Source organism: Pseudomonas sp. Emmai, from assembly GCF_055179735.1.
Genome location: NZ_CM143685.1, coordinates 5,568,045 through 5,589,371 on the forward strand (window position 1 = coordinate 5,568,045; position 21,327 = coordinate 5,589,371).

Below are 21,327 nucleotides of genomic sequence, written 5' to 3' on the forward strand. Positions count from 1 at the left end.
TGCCCGACACCCGTCGGTTGTAGTGCTTCAGGACAGAACGGTGGGCACCGTGATGGTGCCCAAACAAACATAGAGAATGTGGAGACAACCCCCCATGCAAACCGACACAACTCGCGAGAACCCGCAGGGCACCTTGCCGCAGGCTGCTGATTCGTCTTCGGACCTGTCCGCCACCGCGCCTGGCCAACTGCGCGTGATCAAGCGTAACGGCACTGTCGTTCCTTACACCGATGACAAGATCACCGTCGCCATCACCAAAGCGTTTCTCGCAGTTGAGGGCGGCACCGCTGCCGCCTCGTCGCGAATCCACGACACCGTTGCCCGCCTGACCGAACAAGTCACCGCGACCTTCAAGCGTCGCATGCCTTCGGGCGGCACCATCCACATCGAAGAAATCCAGGACCAGGTCGAACTGGCCCTGATGCGTGCCGGCGAGCAGAAAGTGGCTCGCGACTACGTGATCTACCGTGACGGTCGTTCGAAAGAACGCGCCGCCCACGCACCGATCGAGGAAGCGGTCAACGCTCACCCATCGATCCGCATCACCCGCGCCGATGGCACCTTTGCACCTCTGGACATGGGTCGCCTGAACACCATCGTCACCGAAGCGTGCGAAGGCCTGGAAGAAGTCGACGGCGACCTGATCCAGCGCGAAACCCTGAAGAACCTGTACGACGGCGTGGCCCTGACCGACGTCAACACCGCCCTGGTGATGACCGCCCGTACCCTGGTTGAGCGTGAGCCGAACTACTCGTTCGTGACCGCCCGCCTGCTGATGGACACCCTGCGTGCCGAAGGCCTGAGCTTCCTGGAAGTTGCCGAAAGCGCGACTCACCACGAAATGGTCGACCTGTACGCCAAGGCCCTGCCTTCGTACATCGCCAAGGGTATTGAATTCGAATTGCTGAACCCGATCCTGGCCACCTTTGACCTGGAAAAACTCGGCAAGGCCATCAACCACGAGCGCGATCAGCAGTTCACGTACCTGGGCCTGCAAACCCTGTACGACCGTTACTTCATCCACAAGGACGGTATCCGCTTCGAACTGCCGCAGATCTTCTTCATGCGTGTGGCCATGGGCCTGGCGATCGAAGAGAAGAACAAGGAAGACCGTGCGATCGAGTTCTACAACCTGTTGTCGTCCTTCGACTACATGTCCTCGACCCCGACCCTGTTCAACGCCGGTACTTTGCGTCCACAGCTGTCGAGCTGCTACCTGACCACCGTGCCGGATGACCTGTCGGGCATCTATCACGCGATCCACGACAACGCCATGTTGTCGAAATTTGCGGGCGGCCTGGGCAACGACTGGACGCCGGTTCGTGCCTTGGGTTCGTACATCAAGGGCACCAACGGCAAATCCCAGGGCGTGGTTCCGTTCCTGAAAGTGGTGAACGACACCGCCGTTGCCGTTAACCAGGGTGGCAAGCGCAAAGGCGCTGTGTGTGCCTACCTGGAAACCTGGCACATGGACATCGAAGAGTTCATCGAACTGCGCAAGAACACCGGTGATGATCGTCGTCGTACCCACGACATGAACACTGCCAACTGGATCCCTGACCTGTTCATGAAGCGCGTCTTCGATGACGGTCCGTGGACCCTGTTCTCGCCTTCCGAAGTTCCGGATCTGCACGACCTGACCGGCAAGGCCTTCGAAGAGCGTTACGAGTACTACGAAGCCCTGTCCCAGTACCCGGGCAAGATCAAGCTGTTCAAGACCATCCAGGCCAAAGACCTGTGGCGCAAAATGCTGTCCATGCTGTTTGAAACCGGCCACCCATGGCTGACCTTCAAAGACCCGTGCAACCTGCGCAGCCCGCAGCAGCACGTGGGCGTGGTCCACAGCTCGAACCTGTGCACCGAGATCACCTTGAACACCAACAAGGACGAGATCGCCGTTTGCAACCTGGGCTCGATCAACCTGCCGAACCACATCACCAACGGCAAGCTGGACACCGCCAAGCTGGAACGCACCGTGAACACCGCCGTTCGCATGCTCGATAACGTTATCGACATCAACTACTACTCGGTGCCACAAGCGAAGAACTCCAACTTCAAGCACCGTCCGGTTGGCCTGGGCATCATGGGCTTCCAGGATGCGCTGTACCTGCAGCACATTCCGTACGGTTCCGATGCGGCTGTCGAGTTCGCCGACAAGTCCATGGAAGCGGTCAGCTACTACGCGATCCAGGCTTCCTGCGACCTGGCCGACGAGCGCGGCGCCTACGAGACGTTCCAGGGTTCGCTGTGGTCCAAAGGCATCCTGCCGCTGGATTCGCAACAGATCCTGATCGAGCAACGTGGCCAGAAGTACATCGACGTTGACCTGAACGAATCCCTGGATTGGGCACCGGTTCGTGCCCGCGTGCAGAAAGGCATTCGTAACTCCAACATCATGGCCATCGCGCCGACCGCGACCATCGCCAACATCACTGGCGTGTCGCAGTCGATCGAACCGACCTACCAGAACCTCTACGTGAAATCGAACCTGTCGGGCGAATTCACCGTGATCAACCCGTACCTGGTTCGCGACCTGAAGGCTCGCGGTCTGTGGGACTCGGTCATGATCAACGACCTGAAGTACTACGACGGTTCAGTGCAGCAGATCGAACGCATCCCGCAAGAACTCAAAGAGCTCTACGCCACCGCGTTCGAAGTGGACACCAAGTGGATCGTTGACGCGGCCAGCCGTCGTCAGAAGTGGATCGACCAGGCTCAGTCCCTGAACCTGTACATCGCCGGCGCATCGGGCAAGAAGCTGGACGTGACCTACCGCATGGCCTGGTACCGTGGTCTGAAAACCACTTACTACCTCCGTGCCCTGGCCGCGACCAGCACCGAGAAGTCGACCATCAACACCGGCAAGCTGAACGCTGTTTCCAGCGGCGGCAACCACGGTGAAGATTCGGTCCTGGCCGCTCCGGCCGGTCCTGCTCCAGTGCCGAAGGCTTGCGCCATCGACGAGCCGGATTGCGAAGCTTGCCAATAAGCTGAGCCGGTAGGCGCTGCAAGGCGCCTTACCTGAAACCCCCGATCAGTCCTCTGGATTGTCGGGGGTTTTCTTTTGTCTGGCGCAAAGGGTTGTCTGGTCTGACGCCTTCGCGGGCAAGCCTCGCTCCTACAGGCTCTACGTCGTCCACGTGATCGACACAAAACCTGTAGGAGCGAGGCTGCCCGCGAAGAGGCCTGCCCGATCACCACAGAATCCGCGCCCGGACAAAAACCCCGGGCATAAAAAAACCCCTCTTGCGAGGGGTTCTTTATGCCGCGCGTTCCAGCATCAGGTCATCTGAATGATGGTCTGCATGATGGTGCTCTGGGTGGAGATGGTCTTGGCGTTCGCCTGGTAGTTGCTTTGCGCCTTGATCAGGTTGACCAGTTCGTTGGTCAGGTTGACGTTGGACTCTTCCAGGGAGTTGGACTGGATCGAGCCCAGGGTGCCGGTTTCCGGAGCGTCGTAGCCCGGGATACCCGAGGCGAAGGTCTCTTTCCAGCTGGTGCCGCCGACCGCCTGCAAGCCTTGTTCGTTGGTGAAGCTGGCCAGCGCAACCTGGCCGATGGCCTTGTTCTGGTTGTTGCTGAAGTTGGCGAACAAGGTGCCGGTGCCGTCGATGGTCAGGTTGGTGATCTGGCCGGTAGCGTAACCATCCTGGGTCGGAATCGTGCGCGAGGTGTCCGCGTTGTACTGGGTGGTCTTGCCCATGGAAATGGTAATGCCAGCCGGGTTGGCACCGGCGCCGTTGGCCGTCCAGGTGCCGTTGGTCACGGTGCCTGGCACCCAGCCTGTCATTTTCAGGTCACTGCTGATAGTCGGGAGCGTAGCCGGCGGGACCGGCGGCGTGCTCACCTGCAGCAAATTGCCATTGGTGTCGAATGTCAGCGTCGAGGCGATCGGCGGGGTAGCAGGGTCGGTTGGATCACTGCCCGTCGCATCCGGGTTACGACCGTCCACCAGGGTGTAGACCTTCCAGGTATTGGCACCGGTTTTCACCACGTACTGATCCATCGGGTGCATGTTGCCCTGACTGTCATAGATCGGGGTGGTGAACTGCTTGGTGAAAGATGCCGATTTGGTCGGGTCGAATGGAACCCCCGTGGCCGCTGTGTTATCGACCGGCAAGGACGTCGAGTTCAAGTTAATCGACGAAGTCACCACCGTCGTGGTCTTCGGTGCCAGGTTCGAGGTGTCGAGTTTCAGGTCAGTCAACACGCCGTTAATGATCTTGCCGTTGGCATCCACGCCATAGCCTTGCAGGCGGGACGTCTGGTCGCTGTTGGTGATGAAACCGTCCTTGTCGACCTTGAACGTACCGTTACGGGTGTACGACAACGAACCGCTATTGCTCAGGGTGAAGAAACCCGAGCCGTTGATGCCCATGTCCAGCACGTTGCCCGTGTTGTTGACGTCACCCTGGGTGAACTGCTGGGAAACGTTGGACAGGCGCACGCCGCTGCCAACCACCTTGGTGCCGCTGCCGAGCTTGGTCGCCGAGTAGACGTCTTCAAACTCTGCGCGAGAGGATTTGAAACCGGTGGTCGCCACGTTGGCGATGTTGTTACCGGTCACATCCAGTTGTTTGTTGGCTGCATAGAGACCGCTAAGGCCGATATTGAAAGACATATTCCACTCCTTTGTGCCGTGTTAGTCGGCTCTATATACCAATGGTTTGAACTTTGGACAGGGCAACCGGGCCCAGGCCTGCGAGGTTGAGCATCAGCTCGCCGCCCGTCTGGCTGAGGGTCACACTGTTGACGGTCGCCGGCAGGTACACCGCCAGGTCCGTCGCCTTGCCGTCGATCGGCGTACTGGCCTTGATGGTGTAGGCGCCGACCGGAACGGCAGTGCCGCTCGAATCCTTGCCATCCCATGTGAAGCTGGAGTTGCCGACGGCTCGGGAGCCCAGGTCGATGGTTCTGACGGTCTTGCCGTCTTTGTCGGCAATGGTCACGGTGCCGCTGGCGATCGACGAGGTCAGGTTCACCGAGCCGTTGACAGGCTTGGTCGGATCATCGATCTGGATATTGTTGGTCTGCACGATCACGGAACGGCCCACCAGGGAGGAAGCCTGCAATGCCTGCGAAGAGTTGTAGTTGCCGGCAATCGAGCTGACCGTGTCGTTCAGCGTGGTGATGCCTTCCAGGCTGCTGAACTGCGCCAACTGCGCCACGAACGCACTGTTGTCCTGCGGATCCAGCGGGTTCTGGTTTTTGAGTTGGGTCACCAGCAATTGCAGGAACGCATCTTTGCCCAGCGTCTGGCTACCGGTGGCGCTGTTGGTCGCCGAAGCAATGCCGCCCGCCGTGGAGTTGCTGGTCTTGACCGACGAGTTCGCCAGAATGTCGTTAATGCTCAGGCCGCTGGTGGAATCGGTAACACTCATCTGAGTCGCCCCTTATCACTGACCGAGGGTCAGGACCTTCTGCATCATGGTTTTGGCGGTGTTCATCATTTCGGCATTGGTCTGGAACGAACGGCTCGCGGAAATCATGTCGGCCATTTCTTCGACGACGTTGACGTTCGGGTAGTAGACGTAGCCCTTGGCGTCGGCAGCCGGATGGTTCGGCTCGTAGCGCGCGTCAAGGTTGCTCTGGTCTTCGACCACGCCCAGCACTTGCACGCCTTGGCCGGCGGCGTCCTGGTTCTGGAACAGCGAATCGCTGCCGCCGCTCTGGCCGCCCTGGAACATGGTGGCGAACACCGGGTGACGGGCGCGGTAGGTCTGGTCGATGCTCGACGAGACGGTTTCGGCGTTGGCGATGTTCGAAGCGACGGTGTTCAGACGAGTCGTCTGGGCACTCATGCCGCTACCGGCGATGTTGAAAACACTGGCGAGGGACATGACTTACTCTCCACGCAGGGCTGAAACCAGCCCTTTGAATTTGCTGTTGAGCAGGGTGAAGCTGGCCTGGAAGCCGACCGCGTTTTCCGCGTAGTTCGACTGTTCCAGTTGCGCGTCCACGGTGTTCTGGTCGATCGACGGTTGCATCGGCGTGCGATACAACAGCGACTCGTCGCCATTGCCCAGGCCTTGCGCTTCGATATGACGGCTGTTGGTCATGTTCAAGGCGAAAGAACCGCTCTTGGTTTTCTCGTTCTGTGCGGCAAGCACTTTGGAGAAGTCCAGATCCCGAGCCTTGTAGTTCGGGGTGTCGGCGTTAGCGATGTTGTTGGCCAGGACTTCAGCACGCTGGGCGCGGAAGCCCAGGGCTTGTTCGTGGATACCGAGCGCTTTATCGAAGCTGATGCTCATGTCGGGAAACCTTCGGGTGACCTGATTTTTCGTAACTTGAACATAGCAAGCGGCGTGCCAATTCAAAAAACCCCGTAAACCGGGGCTTTGCGGGCATCGGCAAAGCGGCAATGCCAGAAAAGCGGCAACGGGTTTCCGCCGCCTGCCGCTTTTCTGCCGCTTTCCCACGGCCAACACCGATTCAATTGCAGGAGCGAGGCTTGCCCGCGAAAGCGTTGGGTCAGTCAATGATGATGCTGTCTGGCACATCGCCTTCACGGGCAAGCCTCGCTCCTACGTCATGCAAAAGCAGCACGCATAAAAAAGGAGCCCCTGAGGGCTCCGTTTTTATGCGCGCTGCTTTTGCATCACTTCGCCTGGTAAATGATCCCCGGGCTGCACTGGACCATCTGGTAATGATCCGGCAAACCGTTCAACGCTTCAGAAGCGCCAAGAAACAGATAACCGCCCGGCTTCAACGTGCTGTGGATGCGCAACAGGATGTCCTTCTTCACCTCGGCGGAAAAGTAGATCAGCACGTTGCGGCAGAACACGATGTCGAACTTGCCCAGGGCCGCGTAGCTGTCCAGCAGGTTGAACGAGCGAAACTCCACCCGGCTCTTGATCGGCGCCTTGATCGCCCAGCGGCCCGGCCCTTTCGGGTCGAAGAAACGCTGCAGGCGTTCGGGCGACAGACCGCGGCCGATCGCCAGGCTGTCGTACTCGCCGGTCTTGCAGTTGGTCAACATGGTGCCGGACAAATCGGTGGCAACGATCTGCGCCCCCATCTTCAACTGGCCCATGTTGGTCCGCTCGAACTCGTCGATCGACATCGACAGCGAATACGGTTCCTGACCCGACGAACACGCCGCCGACCAGATCCGCAGGCGTTGGCCGGGAGCCGCCTTGATGGCTTCGGGCAGCACCTTGTTCTTCAAGACTTCAAACGGATAGGTGTCACGAAACCACAGGGTCTCGTTGGTCGTCATGGCATCCACCACCATTTCGCGCAAACCACTGCGCGGCTGGGTCTGGATGCGCTGGACCAGCTCACCCAGGGATTTGATGCCCTGCTGTTCCATCAGTTTGTTGAGACGGCTCGAAACCAGGTACTGCTTGTTTTCACCGAGCAAAATGCCACAGGCTTTCTCCAGGAAGACCCGGAACTGTTCGAAATCCAAATTACCTGTAGACAAAGATACCGCCTCTTAAATCGTGTTGACCGCCAGGGGCAGAAGGCCCCTAGCTGATATCTGCTGCTTTGATCCGGTCGACTACCCGGGATGCCAGGTCATCAGGACGGAATTTGGCAAGGAAGTCATCAGCACCGACTTTCTTGACCATCGCCTGATTGAACACACCCGACAACGAAGTATGCAGGATGATATGAAGCTTTTGCATGCGAGGGTCGCTGCGGATCTCGGCCGTCAGGGTGTACCCGTCCATCTCCGGCATCTCGATGTCGGAAATCATCATCAGGAACTCTTCTTCCGGCTTCTTGCCCTCATCGACCAGCTTGCGCAGGTAATCCAGCGCCTGTCGACCGTCGTTCAACGCCACCACTTCGACGCCGACCGTTTGCAGGCAACGCGAGACCTGCTTGCGCGCCACCGACGAGTCATCGACCGTCAACACCCGCAAGGACAACGCCTTGTGCTGGGTTTCGACATCGACCACACCCACCGAGATCGCTTCCGGTGTCGGCGCCACTTCCGCCAGGATCTTCTCGACGTCGATGATTTCGACTAACTGATTGTCGACCCGAGTCACAGCCGTGAGGTAATGATCGCGTCCAGTGCCCTTGGGTGGCGGATGAATCTCCTCCCAGTTCATGTTGACGATGCGCTCTACCGAACGGACCAGGAAACCCTGGGTCTTGGTGTTGTACTCCGTGATGATCACGAAGGGATTGCTTTGGTCGAGCAACCGACCGGAACCAGTGGCCATCGCCAGGTCCAGGATCGGAATGGTCGCCCCACGAATATTTGCCACACCGCACACGACGGGACTGGACTTGGGCATCAAGGTCAGTTTGGGGCATTGCAGCACCTCACGAACCTTGAACACGTTGATGCCATACAGCTGCTGACCGTCGAGACGGAACAACAACAGCTCCAGGCGATTCTGCCCTACCAGTTGCGTGCGCTGGTTTACCGAATCCATTACACCAGCCATGCCCAGACTCCTACACCAACAACGCTAAGTTGTGTTGCGACGCACATTCATCACTAAACGGCACGGCGCTTGCTTTTTAACCCGTATGAACGAACAAACGACATTTTTCCGACGCCTGACATCAACCTACCGCAATTTGCTGTGCGTGGTGTCGGCCGTTTGCTTATTTCCTGTTGGCAGCCCTGCCGTTGCTGACGCGGTTACCTTGCCTGATATGCTTATCGGCGTGACTCAGGGCTTTCTTGAATTCACCGTAGAAGACTATCTGGCCACCAGTCAAACGGAAGGCCGCTACGAAATCGAGGTCAAGCAGCTCGATCCACGCCTGCGCATGCCCATGTGCGACAAGGAATTGACAGCCACACTGGAGAGCCCGGCGACCCCGATTGGCCGGGTCACGGTCAAGGTTCGCTGTGAGGGTAGTTCCCCGTGGACCGTGTTCGTACCCGCTCAAGTGCGCCTGTTTCGGGACGTTGTGATCACCACCCGCCCCCTCAAGCGCGCCGGGATTATCGAACCCGGCGACGTTGCTATGCGCGAGCGGGACATCAGCCTGATCAACCAGGGCTATTTCACCTCGGTTGACCAGGCCATCGGGCAAAAACTTACCCGACCAACGGTCGGCGATCAGGTCATTACCCTGGTCCATCTGGAACAGGCTGAAGTGGTGCGCAAGGGCGACCAGGTGGTGATTACCGCCCGCAGTGGTACGCTCAGTGTGCGGATGCCGGGTGAAGCGCTGTCCAATGGCGGCCTGGCCGAGCAAATACGGGTCAAAAACCTCAACTCCATGCGGGTCATCAAGGCGCAAGTCACCGCGCCGGGCCAAGTGGAAGTGCCCATGTAGAGGTCAAGCTATGGCGCTCTGGCAGGTGGTTACCTAAACTGTGCCCATGCAGCGCTGGCGCATGCAGCTCATTGCACAAATGAGCCTAAAGTTTTCGCAGGTATTGCCGAAAACATGGCAAGCGTCCAAATACCCAGAGGTTTTTTTATCATGGTCATTGATTTCAGCCGTTTGAACAGCTCCTCGTCACTTACGGGCAGTACACGTACCAGCGTTGCCAAGGAAACCGCCGACGCCGGCAAATCCGCGCCGCTGAATACCCCGGCCGAACAGGCCAGTACCGTCAAAAGCGGGGAATCGGTACATCTCAGCAATGAGGCTCAACAGTTGCAGAAGGTCACTGACAAGCTGCGCGATCAGCCTGCCGTCGACAACGCCCGTGTGGCCGAGTTGAAAGCAGCGATTGCCGATGGCAGCTATAAAGTCGACAGCAGCCGTGTAGCCAGCAAACTGCTCAACTTCGAAGCCCAGCGCTAGGCCCACCGCCTGCGCCAGGCTTTTGGACGCTTAAAACCCAAGGCCAGCCATGCACGACACTAATCTACTGCAACTGATCACCGACGACTTTGCTCCAGCGCAACGCTTGCTGGAGTTACTGCAAACCGAGTCCCTCGCCTTGCACGGTCGCGACATGCCACTGCTCGAAGAGATTCTGGCGCAGAAACAGGCATTGATCATTTTGCTCGAACAGCATGGCCGCAAGCGCAGCGAAATCCTCGCCAGCCTCAGCCTGCCCACCGATCGCAGTGGCCTGGAGCAACTTGCCAGCCATTCCAGCATCGGCGATGAGTTGCTGGCGCAGGGCGATGTACTGACCGATCTTCTGGCTCAATGCCAGGCGGCCAACGCCAAGAATGGCCAGTCGATCCTGATGCAACAGGCCGCCACGGCCAATCAGCTGAAAATCCTCACCGGTGGCGAACCTCCAGCGCTCTATGATGCACGCGGCGCAACCGCGAAGATGGCAAAGCCACGTCCGCTCAGTCAGGCCTGACCCCCGTCCATGAGCACGCCCTATCAAGACGCGAAACATACTGGCAGAATGCCCGCCAGTAGTCATATTTTGTCTGGAGATTGATGAACCGTGTTCAATGCCTCAAGCGCGGAAGACGCTCCGCAACCACCCAAGGTGCTCACCACACCCCTGGAAATCTCCGGCAACCTGCGCCAGCTGCAAGACAGCCATGATCCGCTGATCATCACGTTCCATGAGCGCAGCCAGCGCTTCCAGAGCTATCTGGTGGACATCGACCGTGACAGCAACATGATGGCGCTGGATGAAATGATCCCCCGCGATGGTGAACGCTTCCTGCTGGCCGGTGAACCGTTCAAGGTCGAAGGCTTTCATGACGGTGTACGCATTGCCTGGGACAGCAACGGTCCGCTGACCATCGACGAGTCCGGCGGTGGCCGCTGCTACCGTGGCGCGCTGCCGTCCGAAGTGGTTTACCACCAACGTCGCAACGCCTTCCGCGCCGCATTGAAGCTGGCACAGTTGGTCAACGTCGAACTGGGTGGCGAAAAGCTCAAGTCACCAATCAACGGCAAGTTGCTGGACATCTCCGCCACCGGCTGCAAGCTGCGCTTCGAAGGCGATATCACCTCCAGCCTGCAACTGGGCCAGGTCTACGACCGGTTCGTCGCTGCCCTGCCCTTTGGCAGCATGACCGCCCCGGTTGAACTGCGTTACCTGCACTTCGAAGAAAGAATCTCCACCACCTTCGCCGGCGTGCGCTTTCACAACATGAGCGGCCTGGTGCAACGGCAGGTCGAGCGCTTCGTCTACCAGCTGCAACGCGAAGCCCGGCGCTTCGACAAAGACGACATGTGACCACGCCGCGTCAATAAAAAACGGGCAGTCCCTTGCGGTGACTGCCCGTTTTTTTATGCCTCGATGTTAAGGCCTGGCCTCGGTAAAGCTTTGCTCGCGACCAGCGTCCGGGTCTTCGGGATCGTGGGGATCTGTCGGATCTTCCGGGGTCGGATCGGGTTCGGGTTCAGGCTCTGGTTCCGGCTCGATTGGATTCTGCATCTGGTCTTGCACCACCTGCTCATCGACCCGAGGATCGAGGGCTGCCACCAGCGGCGAACTGGACATACTGTCGGGCATGGCCACGTGGTGCAGCGGTGCATCGTCGACCACATGCAGGTTAGTCACCGCTTTCGGGCGAATCCGCCACACCAGCACCAACGCGAAGAAACTGAAGAAGGCGTACAGCATGTGGCTGCCGAACAGCTTCATCAGCACCCCCGCCACCAGCGGCCCGATACTGGCGCCGACACCGTAGGTCACCAGCAGCATCGCCGTCAGTGACACCCGACGATCACCCTCGACGTGGTCATTGGAAAACGCCACCGCCAGCGGATACAGGCAGAACTGCACCAACGAACAAAGGAACCCGGCGATAAACAGCACCTCCAGCGGCACCTCCGTCATGATCGCCAGCGGCAACGCGGCCACGGCCAGGCACAAGGCGAAGCAGCGGATCAGCAGCGCCCGGTCGTACCGATCGGACAACCAGCCCAACGGCCACTGCACCACCAGCCCGGCAAAAATGCAGCTACCCATGAACAGACCGACCTGCTCGGTGGACAGCCCCTGCTGCGAGGCATACAGCGGCGCCAGGCCGTAGAACGACCCGACGATCAACCCCGCGCCCAACACCGTGCTCAACGACTGTGGCACGCGCTTGATGAAGAACCGTGGCTCCATCGGTGCCGGATGCAAAGGCGCCGGGTGAATGCGTCGAGTCAGGGCCACCGGCACCAGGCACAACGCGAAACACAGGGCGACCAGCATCAGCAGTTCCAGACCGAGCGCCGGGTGCAGGACCAGGATCAACTGACCCAACACCAGCCCCAGGTACGAGGCAATCATGTAGCCACTGAACACCAGGCCGCGCTGCTTGGCCTCTGCCTGCTCGTTGAGCCAGCTTTCGATCACCATGTACTGGCACATCATGCCCAGGCCGACGATGACCCGCAGGAACAGCCAGGCGGGCAACCAGTCGATCAAGCCGTGACCCAACACCGCCGCGCCGACAATCCCGGCACACGCCGCGTAAGCGCGGATATGCCCGACCCGGGCAATCAATCGGTGACCGATCTTGCCGCCCAGCACCAGGCCGAAATAGTTGGCGGCCATCAACGCACCGACCCACAGACCATCCACATGGTCGGCGGCCAGGCGCAGGGCCAGATAAGTACTTAACAAGCCCGAGCCGATCAACATCATCAGCGAGGCGAAATACAGCGCTCGAAAGGATTTCCAGATTTGGCGCATCGGCGTTCCGAGCGGCTCCTTGCAGTGGGATCGGGCTATCGAAAACGATAGCCCGTAGACGACGGATCGTCAGGCCTGGGCTGCTAAAACACGCCGTTCCCAGGGAGTAATTTCATCAAAGAAGCTGGTCAACTCCATGGACTTCGAAGCGATGTAGCCTTCGATGAACTCCTTGCCGAACAGTTCCATCGCCAATTGACTACGTTTCAGACGTTCGAGGGCCGCATGCAAGGTACATGGCAACGAAAGATTATCCGGCACCACGAATTCACCCTGAATCGGCGCACTCGGTTCCAGCTCGTTTTCGATTCCGTACAACCCCGCAGCCAGGCTCGCAGCGATTGCCAGGTACGGATTGGCATCCGCGCCGGGCAAGCGATTCTCGACCCGTCGAGCCACCGGCGAACTGGCCGGAATGCGCAAACCCGCAGCCCGGTTGTCGTGGGACCAGCAGGCATTATTCGGCGAGGCAAACGGGTGGCACAAACGCTGGTACGAATTGACGTTGGGTGCAAACAACGCGGTGAAGTCTGCCATGCCGGCCTGCTGACCACCGATGAAATGACGGAAGGTTGCCGTCGGTTCACCCGCCTTGTCGCTGAACACGTTACGCCCGCTGCCGATCTCGACGATGCTCTGGTGAATATGCATCGAACTGCCCGGCGTGTGAGCCAATGGCTTGGCCATGCACACCACGGTCAGGCCGTGCTTGAGCGCGACTTCCTTGAGCAGGTGCTTGAACAAAAAGGTCTGGTCGGCCAGCAGCAGCGGATCGCCGTGTAGCAGGTTGATCTCGAACTGACTGACACCCATCTCATGCATGAAGGTGTCGCGGGGCAAGCCCAGGGCCGCCATGCATTCGTAAACTTCACTGAAGAAGGGGCGCAAGCCGTTATTGGAACTGACGCTGAACGCCGAATGACCGTCCTCACGACGGCCATCCAGGCCCAGCGGCGGCTGGAACGGTTGCGTCGGGTCGGGGTTGGGCGCGAAGACAAAGAACTCCAGCTCGGTCGCCACCACCGGCGCCAGGCCTCGCGCGGCATAACGGGCGATGACCGCTTTGAGCTGTCCGCGAGTCGATAGCGACGAGCTTTCTCCGGTCAGTTCGTCCGCATCACAAATAGCGAACGCCCGGGGTTGCTTGCTCCAGGGCAAGCGGTGGATCTGCGCAGGATCCGGCACCAACGCCAGGTCGCCATCATCGCTGCCGTAAAAGCGCGCTGGCGGATAGCCGCCCATGATGCATTGCAGCAGCACACCCCGCGCCATCTGCAACCGTCGCCCTTCGAGAAAACCCTCGGCGGTCATTACTTTGCCCCGTGGTACGCCGTTCAAATCCGGCGTGACACATTCAATCTCATCAATGCCCGTCAATCGCTGAGCGAGTGAACGCTGGCCATCGGTTGTCATGACGCAATCCTTGTTGTTGTGCGAGCCGCGAACGGCGACCCGTACAAAATAGGCTCCGCCCGTTCGGAATATCAAGCAGCGGGAAACAAAAATGCGTAATTGCGTAGAGGCGTGTTCAGGGCAGGTAGAGGCTGAATACGCCACCACCCAGCGGGCCGCCATTGCTGATTCGGGTATAACCACCGACGCCGTTGCGCTGATGCAACGCCGCGATCCGCCCGGCGAAGTACAGGCCAAGGCCGGTGCTGCCGGAGCTGTGGTTGATCCCCTGCACATAATCTGCCTGGCGTTCGATCATCTCCGGCGGATACCCCTCACCGTCGTCGTTGATGGTGATCACCAACTGACCGGCTTCGTCGCTGACCGTGATCAACAGCGCATCCTTGGCATATCGAATCGCGTTGTTGATGCTGTTGGCCAGCACCGAAGCAACCAGCTCCCGGTCGAAGAACCCCAACGGGCTCAGCGGATCGACTTCGTACGTCGCCATGATGCCGCGACTGGCGAACACTTCTTGATGCGCCGCCAATTGCGCTTCAATAAAGTCGTCCAGCTCGTGGTAAGCCGGCTGCAACGGCATCTGGTTGACGCCGAGCTTATACAGCCCGAGCAACTGCACCAGCATGCCGTTGAGGTGGGCGAATTCGAAGTCGATAACGCCCTGCTCTTTGGAATGCTGCTGATCAGGCAAGCGCGCCAGCCATTGGCTGTGCGCCTGCATCAGCATGGCCAGGGAGTTCTTCATGTCGTGCACGGTAGAGGCAATCACCGTGGAGAAATCGAGTGCCTGTTCGCTGTCGCTCATTCGCCAAACGCCTTGCTTCGCAGCTTCTGATAACGGGAAAAACGCGGGTCAGTATCGGGCATCAGGCCGACCGTTTTCAGGCAGGCTCGACACTCTTCAAGTTCCACCGAAGGCGCACTGGCATCAGTGCCATGCAGCAGCGACTGCGCCATGTTCAGCGCAATACTGATGTTCTTCGGTTGCAGCGCGAGGGCTTTGCGGAACACGTCCCGCGCCTCCACCAGGTTGCCGGTCTTGTAGACCCGCACGCCTTGACGGTTGAGGTCGGCCGCCGCGTTACCGGCATTGAGGATGGTCGGGTCGTCGGTCAACTTGGCGATGCCTTGCATCACCGCCGGGTCGTCACCGTAGATCTCGGCACAGTTTTTCAGCATCGAAGCGCCGGCACTGGCCTGTCCGAGCATTTGCAGTTGCTTGGCCACCAGCAGCGCCGCTTCGGCGCTCATGAATTGCTCCATGCCATCGAGGCGCATCATCGCTTGTTCGGTGAGCTTCTCGGCCGTCTCTGCATCGTTGAGCAGCAGGCTGGTGGCTTTCATCAGCCGTGCACGAATCTGCAGGCCGGGGTCGGAGGGATTCTCCTTGGCCACCGCGCTGAGGGTCGTGTTGATTTCCAGGCGGGTCCGAGTGTCCAGACCTTTTTCACTGCCTTTACTGATCAAGGCGTGGGCCAGACCCAGATTGCTTTCCGCATCCTTGAAACGGGACTGCGCGCCCTGAGCCACCGCCTGACGATAGGCTTTGGAAGCGGTTTCAAAATCTTCGTTGGTCATTGCCAACTTACCCAGCAATGCTTGTCGGCGCACCGCCAATGGCGACAGGCGAATGGCTTCCTCCAACACACGCTGGGCGCCCTTGGTATCGCCTTCGGCGACCAATACATCGGCCATGCCGTCATACAGCGCCGGCATCATCGGAAACACCTTCAGCGCCTTCTCGTAGACGCCTTTGGCCTGGCTTACCTGTCCGCGCTTGAACAGCAATTTGCCGAGCCCGGCAAACGCCCAAGGCAAAGGCCGATCAGCAATGATGCTGTCGTAGAGCCGCTCCAGCGCCTCGTTCTGATTCAGGTCGCGCAGGGCATCGGCGCGGTAACGCAGGCACAGCGGCGAATAGCGGATGTCCTGCTTGCACAGCGCGATGCAGGCGTTGAGTACCTCCACCGGTTTGTTACGGTCGAGCGCCTGCAGGATCGGCTTGAGCAAGGTCTTGCGCTGCACCAGCCGCTCCAGACGCTGGGCCAGGCCGGAGCGGTTGAACGGTTTGGTCAGGTACGCGTCGGGTTCGTGCTCCAGGGCACTGAGCACCATCGCCTGACTGGTCTCGGCGGTGACCATGACGAATACACTTTCATGGCTGATCAGCTTCTCGATCATCAGGTCCTCGAGCACCTGCTGACCGTTCTTCTTGCCATCACCCAGGTGAAAATCCTGCAAGATGAAATCGTAGGACTTCTGCGCACACATGCGCAGCGCCTGTTCACCGGTATCAGCGGTGTCGACATCCTTGACGCCCAGTTCTCGCAGCATGGACCTGACGGAGCTGCGGAAATCCGAGAAATCATCGACGATCAGAAAACTCTTTTGGTGATACGACAGCATCGAAGATTTCCAGGCAATTTAAGAAGAACAACCCAAAGACAGATACACAGCTACGCCGCCCCTTCAGGCGCGCAGATGATAACGGCAGGCCAAAGGCTATCAAGCGATTTCTCTAGTTGCCGCAAGCAAAGAGAACAGCGACCCTTCGGGTTATCGGCCAGTAGTGGCGTTCCCTTGAAGCGGCGAGCGTATAAACGTGCATTTGGCTGCGTCGACGCGGGCCTTGATGCACACTTGGGTGGCGACGTACTTACTCTTTGAACTCAAGGTCTGATTACTGTGTACACCAAAGGACGCTGTATTTTGTCCGTTTGTGTTCTGCTGGCTACTGAGCATGCACTGGCGGCTGGAATGGACTGTACGAAAGCGGCGAGCGCCGTAGAGAAAACCATCTGCGCCCATACCGGGCTGTATGGACTGGATACTCAAATGGGATCGGCTTATCGGAGCCTGGTCAAAGTCCAGCCCGAACTGAAAACCGCTCAGCGTGCCTGGCTGAAAATCCGTGACCAGTGTGCTGAAAACGTGGAGTGCCTCGATCAGCGCTACCGTGAGCGCTTGCAGGTACTGCAAAAGCAATGGAGTGAAGCGGTCATCTACACACCTGATGACGTCGATAGGTTGGTCTCAGAGGACTTGCGGCAAGCCATACAAAAAGCAGGCACCGTCGATGCTGAGTTCCCGTTGGGAAAGATATTGGACTCACTTGCGGTCAAAACAGATACCACTGACTTTTCAGACGTGGCGGATGACGACAACGCTGCCGACGAGTATCACTTTCCGAAGACGATCCCGGCGGGTGTGACGCCAGACGAGTGGAAGGCTTTGACCGCCTCTAAAATCAGGGGAGAAGACGGCAATAGTTCTTATACCTTGATAGACCTGGACGGCGATGGACTGCGAGACCTTATCGTTGATAACTACACAGGCGGTACCGGGTTATTTTCTTTTATAGAAACGTTTCGCCGTTCCGGAGATGTATTTGTCAGAAGGACACTGGCTTTCGACTCTGAAGCCAACTCCGACAGCGCTCTCCTCTCCCTTAATGATCGCGGTGCAAACCAGTCCGTCAGCTGGATAAAGGCTCGTGGACGCATTTATGCAGCCTACCGGAACAGCTACTACGGTGTTGATCACCTCTATCTTCTTGCCCCATTGAAGCTTAACGGCGCAGTCCCTACTGTGAGCGTTAACTACCGCTATAAGCTAACTATTCCCAAGACACAAAAAGATGAAACCAGCGGCGCCACTGTTTCGTTGGACGCCGCGCTGCATAAAGCACTCACCCAAGCTTTGGGTAGCGTGAACAGAACCGAAGCAAAAGATATAGGCGACCAGAGTCACCCGCTCTGCCCTATTCCTCCAAGCGGCGAAGGTGACAGTACTTATTACAGCTATGGCCCTGGGCATTACAGCTTCGAAATAGTCGGTGACATGCCTGTGATGATTGATGGGCAATGCTATATCGGGAGGATGATGGATTGGTTTGGAGGATATAACGTCGAGCATGGACTACACGCGCAACTGCTACTTCGCAAACCAGATCCCGAGATTACCGAACGTAGCTATCAGGTGAATGGGCGACGGCGTATGACCGATGTGATGACTTCGATCGACAAAGTCGAAGGGGACAATGGCAACTAGTTAGTACAACAGGCGCAAAAAAGCCCCACCAGAAGATCTCTGAGTGGGGCTTTTTTATTACAGCCACTTTTTCGAGGGCAAAAACAAAACCCCTACCTGCATACGCAGATAGGGGTTTCGGAATTTAATCTTGACGATGACCTACTCTCACATGGGGAAACCCCACACTACCATCGGCGATGCATCGTTTCACTGCTGAGTTCGGGATGGGATCAGGTGGTTCCAATGCTCTATGGTCGTCAAGAAATTCGGGTACTGAGTCGCGGCCAGCTGGCCTCGCTTCAGCAAATTGGGTATGTGATAGCCTTCGGTGTTTTGTGAGTCTTTCGAACTTTCGGTTCGTTTCGTCTTCACACACCGCAATCTGCTCTTTCGACGCAAATTGCTTGGGTGTTATATGGTCAAGCCTCACGGGCAATTAGTATTGGTTAGCTCAACGCCTCACAGCGCTTACACACCCAACCTATCAACGTCGTAGTCTTCGACGGCCCTTCAGGGGACTCAAGGTCCCAGTGAGATCTCATCTTGAGGCTAGTTTCCCGCTTAGATGCTTTCAGCGGTTATCTATTCCGAACATAGCTACCCGGCAATGCCACTGGCGTGACAACCGGAACACCAGAGGTTCGTCCACTCCGGTCCTCTCGTACTAGGAGCAGCCCCTCTCAAATCTCAAACGTCCACGGCAGATAGGGACCGAACTGTCTCACGACGTTCTAAACCCAGCTCGCGTACCACTTTAAATGGCGAACAGCCATACCCTTGGGACCGGCTTCAGCCCCAGGATGTGATGAGCCGACATCGAGGTGCCAAACACCGCCGTCGATATGAACTCTTGGGCGGTATCAGCCTGTTATCCCCGGAGTACCTTTTATCCGTTGAGCGATGGCCCTTCCATACAGAACCACCGGATCACTAAGACCTACTTTCGTACCTGCTCGACGTGTCTGTCTCGCAGTCAAGCGCGCTTTTGCCTTTATACTCTACGACCGATTTCCGACCGGTCTGAGCGCACCTTCGTACTCCTCCGTTACTCTTTAGGAGGAGACCGCCCCAGTCAAACTACCCACCATACACTGTCCTCGATCCGGATAACGGACCTGAGTTAGAACCTCAAAGTTGCCAGGGTGGTATTTCAAGGTTGGCTCCACGCGAACTGGCGTCCACGCTTCAAAGCCTCCCACCTATCCTACACAAGCAAATTCAAAGTCCAGTGCAAAGCTATAGTAAAGGTTCACGGGGTCTTTCCGTCTAGCCGCGGATACACTGCATCTTCACAGCGATTTCAATTTCACTGAGTCTCGGGTGGAGACAGCGCCGCCATCGTTACGCCATTCGTGCAGGTCGGAACTTACCCGACAAGGAATTTCGCTACCTTAGGACCGTTATAGTTACGGCCGCCGTTTACCGGGGCTTCGATCAAGAGCTTCGCGTTAGCTAACCCCATCAATTAACCTTCCGGCACCGGGCAGGCGTCACACCCTATACGTCCACTTTCGTGTTTGCAGAGTGCTGTGTTTTTAATAAACAGTCGCAGCGGCCTGGTATCTTCGACCGGCATGGGCTTACGCAGTAAATGCTTCACCCTCACCGGCGCACCTTCTCCCGAAGTTACGGTGCCATTTTGCCTAGTTCCTTCACCCGAGTTCTCTCAAGCGCCTTGGTATTCTCTACCCAACCACCTGTGTCGGTTTGGGGTACGGTTCCTGGTTACCTGAAGCTTAGAAGCTTTTCTTGGAAGCATGGCATCAACCACTTCGTGTTCTAAAAGAACACTCGTCATCAGCTCTCGGCCTTAGAATCCCGGATTTACCTAAGATTCCAGCCTACCACCTTAAACTTGGACAACCAACGCCAAGCTGGCCTAGCCTTCTCCGTCCCTCCATCGCAATAACCAGAAGTACAGGAATATTAACCTGTTTTCCATCGACTACGCTTTTCAGCCTCGCCTTAGGGACCGACTAACCCTGCGTCGATTAACGTTGCGCAGGAAACCTTGGTCTTTCGGCGTGGGTGTTTTTCACACCCATTGTCGTTACTCATGTCAGCATTCGCACTTCTGATACCTCCAGCAAGCTTCTCAACTCACCTTCACAGGCTTACAGAACGCTCCTCTACCGCATCACCTAAGTGATACCCGTAGCTTCGGTGTATGGTTTGAGCCCCGTTACATCTTCCGCGCAGGCCGACTCGACTAGTGAGCTATTACGCTTTCTTTAAAGGGTGGCTGCTTCTAAGCCAACCTCCTAGCTGTCTAAGCCTTCCCACATCGTTTCCCACTTAACCATAACTTTGGGACCTTAGCTGACGGTCTGGGTTGTTTCCCTTTTCACGACGGACGTTAGCACCCGCCGTGTGTCTCCCATGCTCGGCACTTGTAGGTATTCGGAGTTTGCATCGGTTTGGTAAGTCGGGATGACCCCCTAGCCGAAACAGTGCTCTACCCCCTACAGTGATACATGAGGCGCTACCTAAATAGCTTTCGAGGAGAACCAGCTATCTCCGAGCTTGATTAGCCTTTCACTCCGATCCACAGGTCATCCGCTAACTTTTCAACGGTAGTCGGTTCGGTCCTCCAGTTAGTGTTACCCAACCTTCAACCTGCCCATGGATAGATCGCCCGGTTTCGGGTCTATTCCCAGCGACTAGACGCCCTATTAAGACTCGCTTTCGCTACGCCTCCCCTATTCGGTTAAGCTCGCCACTGAAAATAAGTCGCTGACCCATTATACAAAAGGTACGCAGTCACCCAACAAAGTGGGCTCCCACTGCTTGTACGCATACGGTTTCAGGATCTATTTCACTCCCCTCTCCGGGGTTCTTTTCGCCTTTCCCTCACGGTACTAGTTCACTATCGGTCAGTCAGTAGTATTTAGCCTTGGAGGATGGTCCCCCCATATTCAGACAAAGTTTCTCGTGCTCCGTCCTACTCGATTTCATGACTAAGAGATTTTCGCGTACAGGGCTATCACCCACTATGGCCGCACTTTCCAGAGCGTTCCGCTAATCTCAAAGCCACTTAAGGGCTAGTCCCCGTTCGCTCGCCACTACTAAGGGAATCTCGGTTGATTTCTTTTCCTCAGGGTACTTAGATGTTTCAGTTCCCCTGGTTCGCTTCTTAAGCCTATGTATTCAGCTTAAGATACCTAACTTATGTTAGGTGGGTTCCCCCATTCAGACATCTCCGGATCAAAGTCTGTTTGCCGACTCCCCGAAGCTTTTCGCAGGCTACCACGTCTTTCATCGCCTCTGACTGCCAAGGCATCCACCGTATGCGCTTCTTCACTTGACCATATAACCCCAAGCAATCTGGTTATACTGTGAAGACGACA

General features: G+C 57.5%; 16 protein-coding genes and 2 rRNA genes. 6 read left to right on the forward strand and 12 right to left on the reverse strand.

The window, feature by feature from the left end:
• Positions 1–94: 94 nt before the first annotated feature.
• Positions 95–2,989, forward strand: coding sequence for a ribonucleoside-diphosphate reductase subunit alpha (locus ACY4LX_RS25565; RefSeq protein WP_463258215.1), 2,895 nt, complete (start codon positions 95–97; stop codon positions 2,987–2,989).
• A gap of 291 nt (positions 2,990–3,280) precedes the next feature.
• On the opposite strand, the gene flgE is transcribed toward ACY4LX_RS25565, so the two are convergent.
• The 6 genes from flgE to ACY4LX_RS25595 all read right to left on the reverse strand — a co-directional run bounded on the left by flgE (position 3,281) and on the right by ACY4LX_RS25595 (position 8,405).
• Positions 3,281–4,621 carry a flagellar hook protein FlgE gene (flgE, locus tag ACY4LX_RS25570; protein WP_463258216.1) on the reverse strand — a complete coding sequence of 447 codons (1,341 nt, stop codon included), beginning with the start codon at positions 4,619–4,621 and terminating at the stop codon, positions 3,281–3,283.
• A gap of 31 nt (positions 4,622–4,652) precedes the next feature.
• Positions 4,653–5,381: a flagellar hook assembly protein FlgD gene (flgD, locus tag ACY4LX_RS25575; protein WP_463258217.1), complete on the reverse strand. Its 729-nt coding sequence runs from the start codon at positions 5,379–5,381 to the stop codon at positions 4,653–4,655.
• 15 nt (positions 5,382–5,396) lie between these two features.
• Positions 5,397–5,840 carry a flagellar basal body rod protein FlgC gene (gene flgC, locus ACY4LX_RS25580; protein ID WP_074879168.1) on the reverse strand — a complete coding sequence of 148 codons (444 nt, stop codon included), beginning with the start codon at positions 5,838–5,840 and terminating at the stop codon, positions 5,397–5,399.
• A 3-nt stretch (positions 5,841–5,843) separates the two neighbouring features.
• Positions 5,844–6,251 carry a flagellar basal body rod protein FlgB gene (flgB, locus tag ACY4LX_RS25585; RefSeq protein ID WP_133840424.1) on the reverse strand — a complete coding sequence of 136 codons (408 nt, stop codon included), beginning with the start codon at positions 6,249–6,251 and terminating at the stop codon, positions 5,844–5,846.
• Between the two features lie 347 nt (positions 6,252–6,598).
• Positions 6,599–7,426, reverse strand: coding sequence for a protein-glutamate O-methyltransferase CheR (gene cheR, locus ACY4LX_RS25590; RefSeq protein WP_133840423.1), 828 nt, complete (start codon positions 7,424–7,426; stop codon positions 6,599–6,601).
• 46 nt (positions 7,427–7,472) lie between these two features.
• A complete protein-coding gene (locus ACY4LX_RS25595; RefSeq protein ID WP_123516618.1) occupies positions 7,473–8,405 on the reverse strand; it encodes a chemotaxis protein CheV in 933 nt (310 codons plus the stop codon).
• Positions 8,406–8,490: 85 nt separating this feature from the next.
• Between ACY4LX_RS25595 and flgA the strand changes: the two genes are divergently transcribed.
• The 4 genes from flgA to ACY4LX_RS25615 all read left to right on the forward strand — a co-directional run bounded on the left by flgA (position 8,491) and on the right by ACY4LX_RS25615 (position 11,083).
• The gene (gene flgA, locus ACY4LX_RS25600) at positions 8,491–9,252 is read left to right on the forward strand and encodes a flagellar basal body P-ring formation chaperone FlgA (protein WP_463260646.1); all 762 of its coding nucleotides are present in this window, start codon (positions 8,491–8,493) and stop codon (positions 9,250–9,252) included.
• A gap of 150 nt (positions 9,253–9,402) precedes the next feature.
• Positions 9,403–9,729, forward strand: a complete 327-nt coding sequence (gene flgM, locus ACY4LX_RS25605; RefSeq protein WP_123407131.1) for a flagellar biosynthesis anti-sigma factor FlgM — start codon at positions 9,403–9,405, stop codon at positions 9,727–9,729.
• Between the two features lie 49 nt (positions 9,730–9,778).
• On the forward strand, positions 9,779–10,246 hold the full coding sequence (locus ACY4LX_RS25610; protein ID WP_463258218.1) for a flagella synthesis protein FlgN: 468 nt from the start codon (positions 9,779–9,781) through the stop codon (positions 10,244–10,246).
• Between the two features lie 90 nt (positions 10,247–10,336).
• On the forward strand, positions 10,337–11,083 hold the full coding sequence (locus ACY4LX_RS25615; protein ID WP_149662261.1) for a flagellar brake protein: 747 nt from the start codon (positions 10,337–10,339) through the stop codon (positions 11,081–11,083).
• Positions 11,084–11,149: 66 nt separating this feature from the next.
• Here ACY4LX_RS25615 and ACY4LX_RS25620 read toward each other — a convergent pair whose 3' ends face one another.
• From ACY4LX_RS25620 to ACY4LX_RS25635, 4 genes are all read right to left on the reverse strand, one after another.
• Positions 11,150–12,535: an MFS transporter gene (locus ACY4LX_RS25620; RefSeq protein WP_463258219.1), complete on the reverse strand. Its 1,386-nt coding sequence runs from the start codon at positions 12,533–12,535 to the stop codon at positions 11,150–11,152.
• A gap of 69 nt (positions 12,536–12,604) precedes the next feature.
• Positions 12,605–13,846, reverse strand: coding sequence for a glutamine synthetase family protein (locus ACY4LX_RS25625; RefSeq protein ID WP_463260647.1), 1,242 nt, complete (start codon positions 13,844–13,846; stop codon positions 12,605–12,607).
• A 217-nt stretch (positions 13,847–14,063) separates the two neighbouring features.
• The gene (locus tag ACY4LX_RS25630) at positions 14,064–14,753 is read right to left on the reverse strand and encodes a sensor histidine kinase (protein ID WP_149662264.1); all 690 of its coding nucleotides are present in this window, start codon (positions 14,751–14,753) and stop codon (positions 14,064–14,066) included.
• A complete protein-coding gene (locus tag ACY4LX_RS25635) occupies positions 14,750–16,354 on the reverse strand; it encodes a tetratricopeptide repeat-containing response regulator (protein ID WP_149662265.1) in 1,605 nt (534 codons plus the stop codon). Before ACY4LX_RS25635 ends, ACY4LX_RS25630 begins: the two co-directional genes overlap by 4 nt.
• Positions 16,355–16,633: 279 nt before the next feature.
• On the opposite strand from ACY4LX_RS25635, the gene ACY4LX_RS25640 reads away from it, so the two are divergent.
• The gene (locus ACY4LX_RS25640; protein WP_463258220.1) at positions 16,634–17,998 is read left to right on the forward strand and encodes a lysozyme inhibitor LprI family protein; all 1,365 of its coding nucleotides are present in this window, start codon (positions 16,634–16,636) and stop codon (positions 17,996–17,998) included.
• 128 nt (positions 17,999–18,126) lie between these two features.
• Here ACY4LX_RS25640 and rrf read toward each other — a convergent pair.
• Both rrf and ACY4LX_RS25650 read right to left on the reverse strand, forming a co-directional pair.
• A 5S ribosomal RNA gene (gene rrf / locus ACY4LX_RS25645) occupies positions 18,127–18,242 on the reverse strand.
• Positions 18,243–18,395: 153 nt separating this feature from the next.
• A 23S ribosomal RNA gene (locus tag ACY4LX_RS25650) occupies positions 18,396–21,287 on the reverse strand.
• Positions 21,288–21,327: the final 40 nt, after the last annotated feature.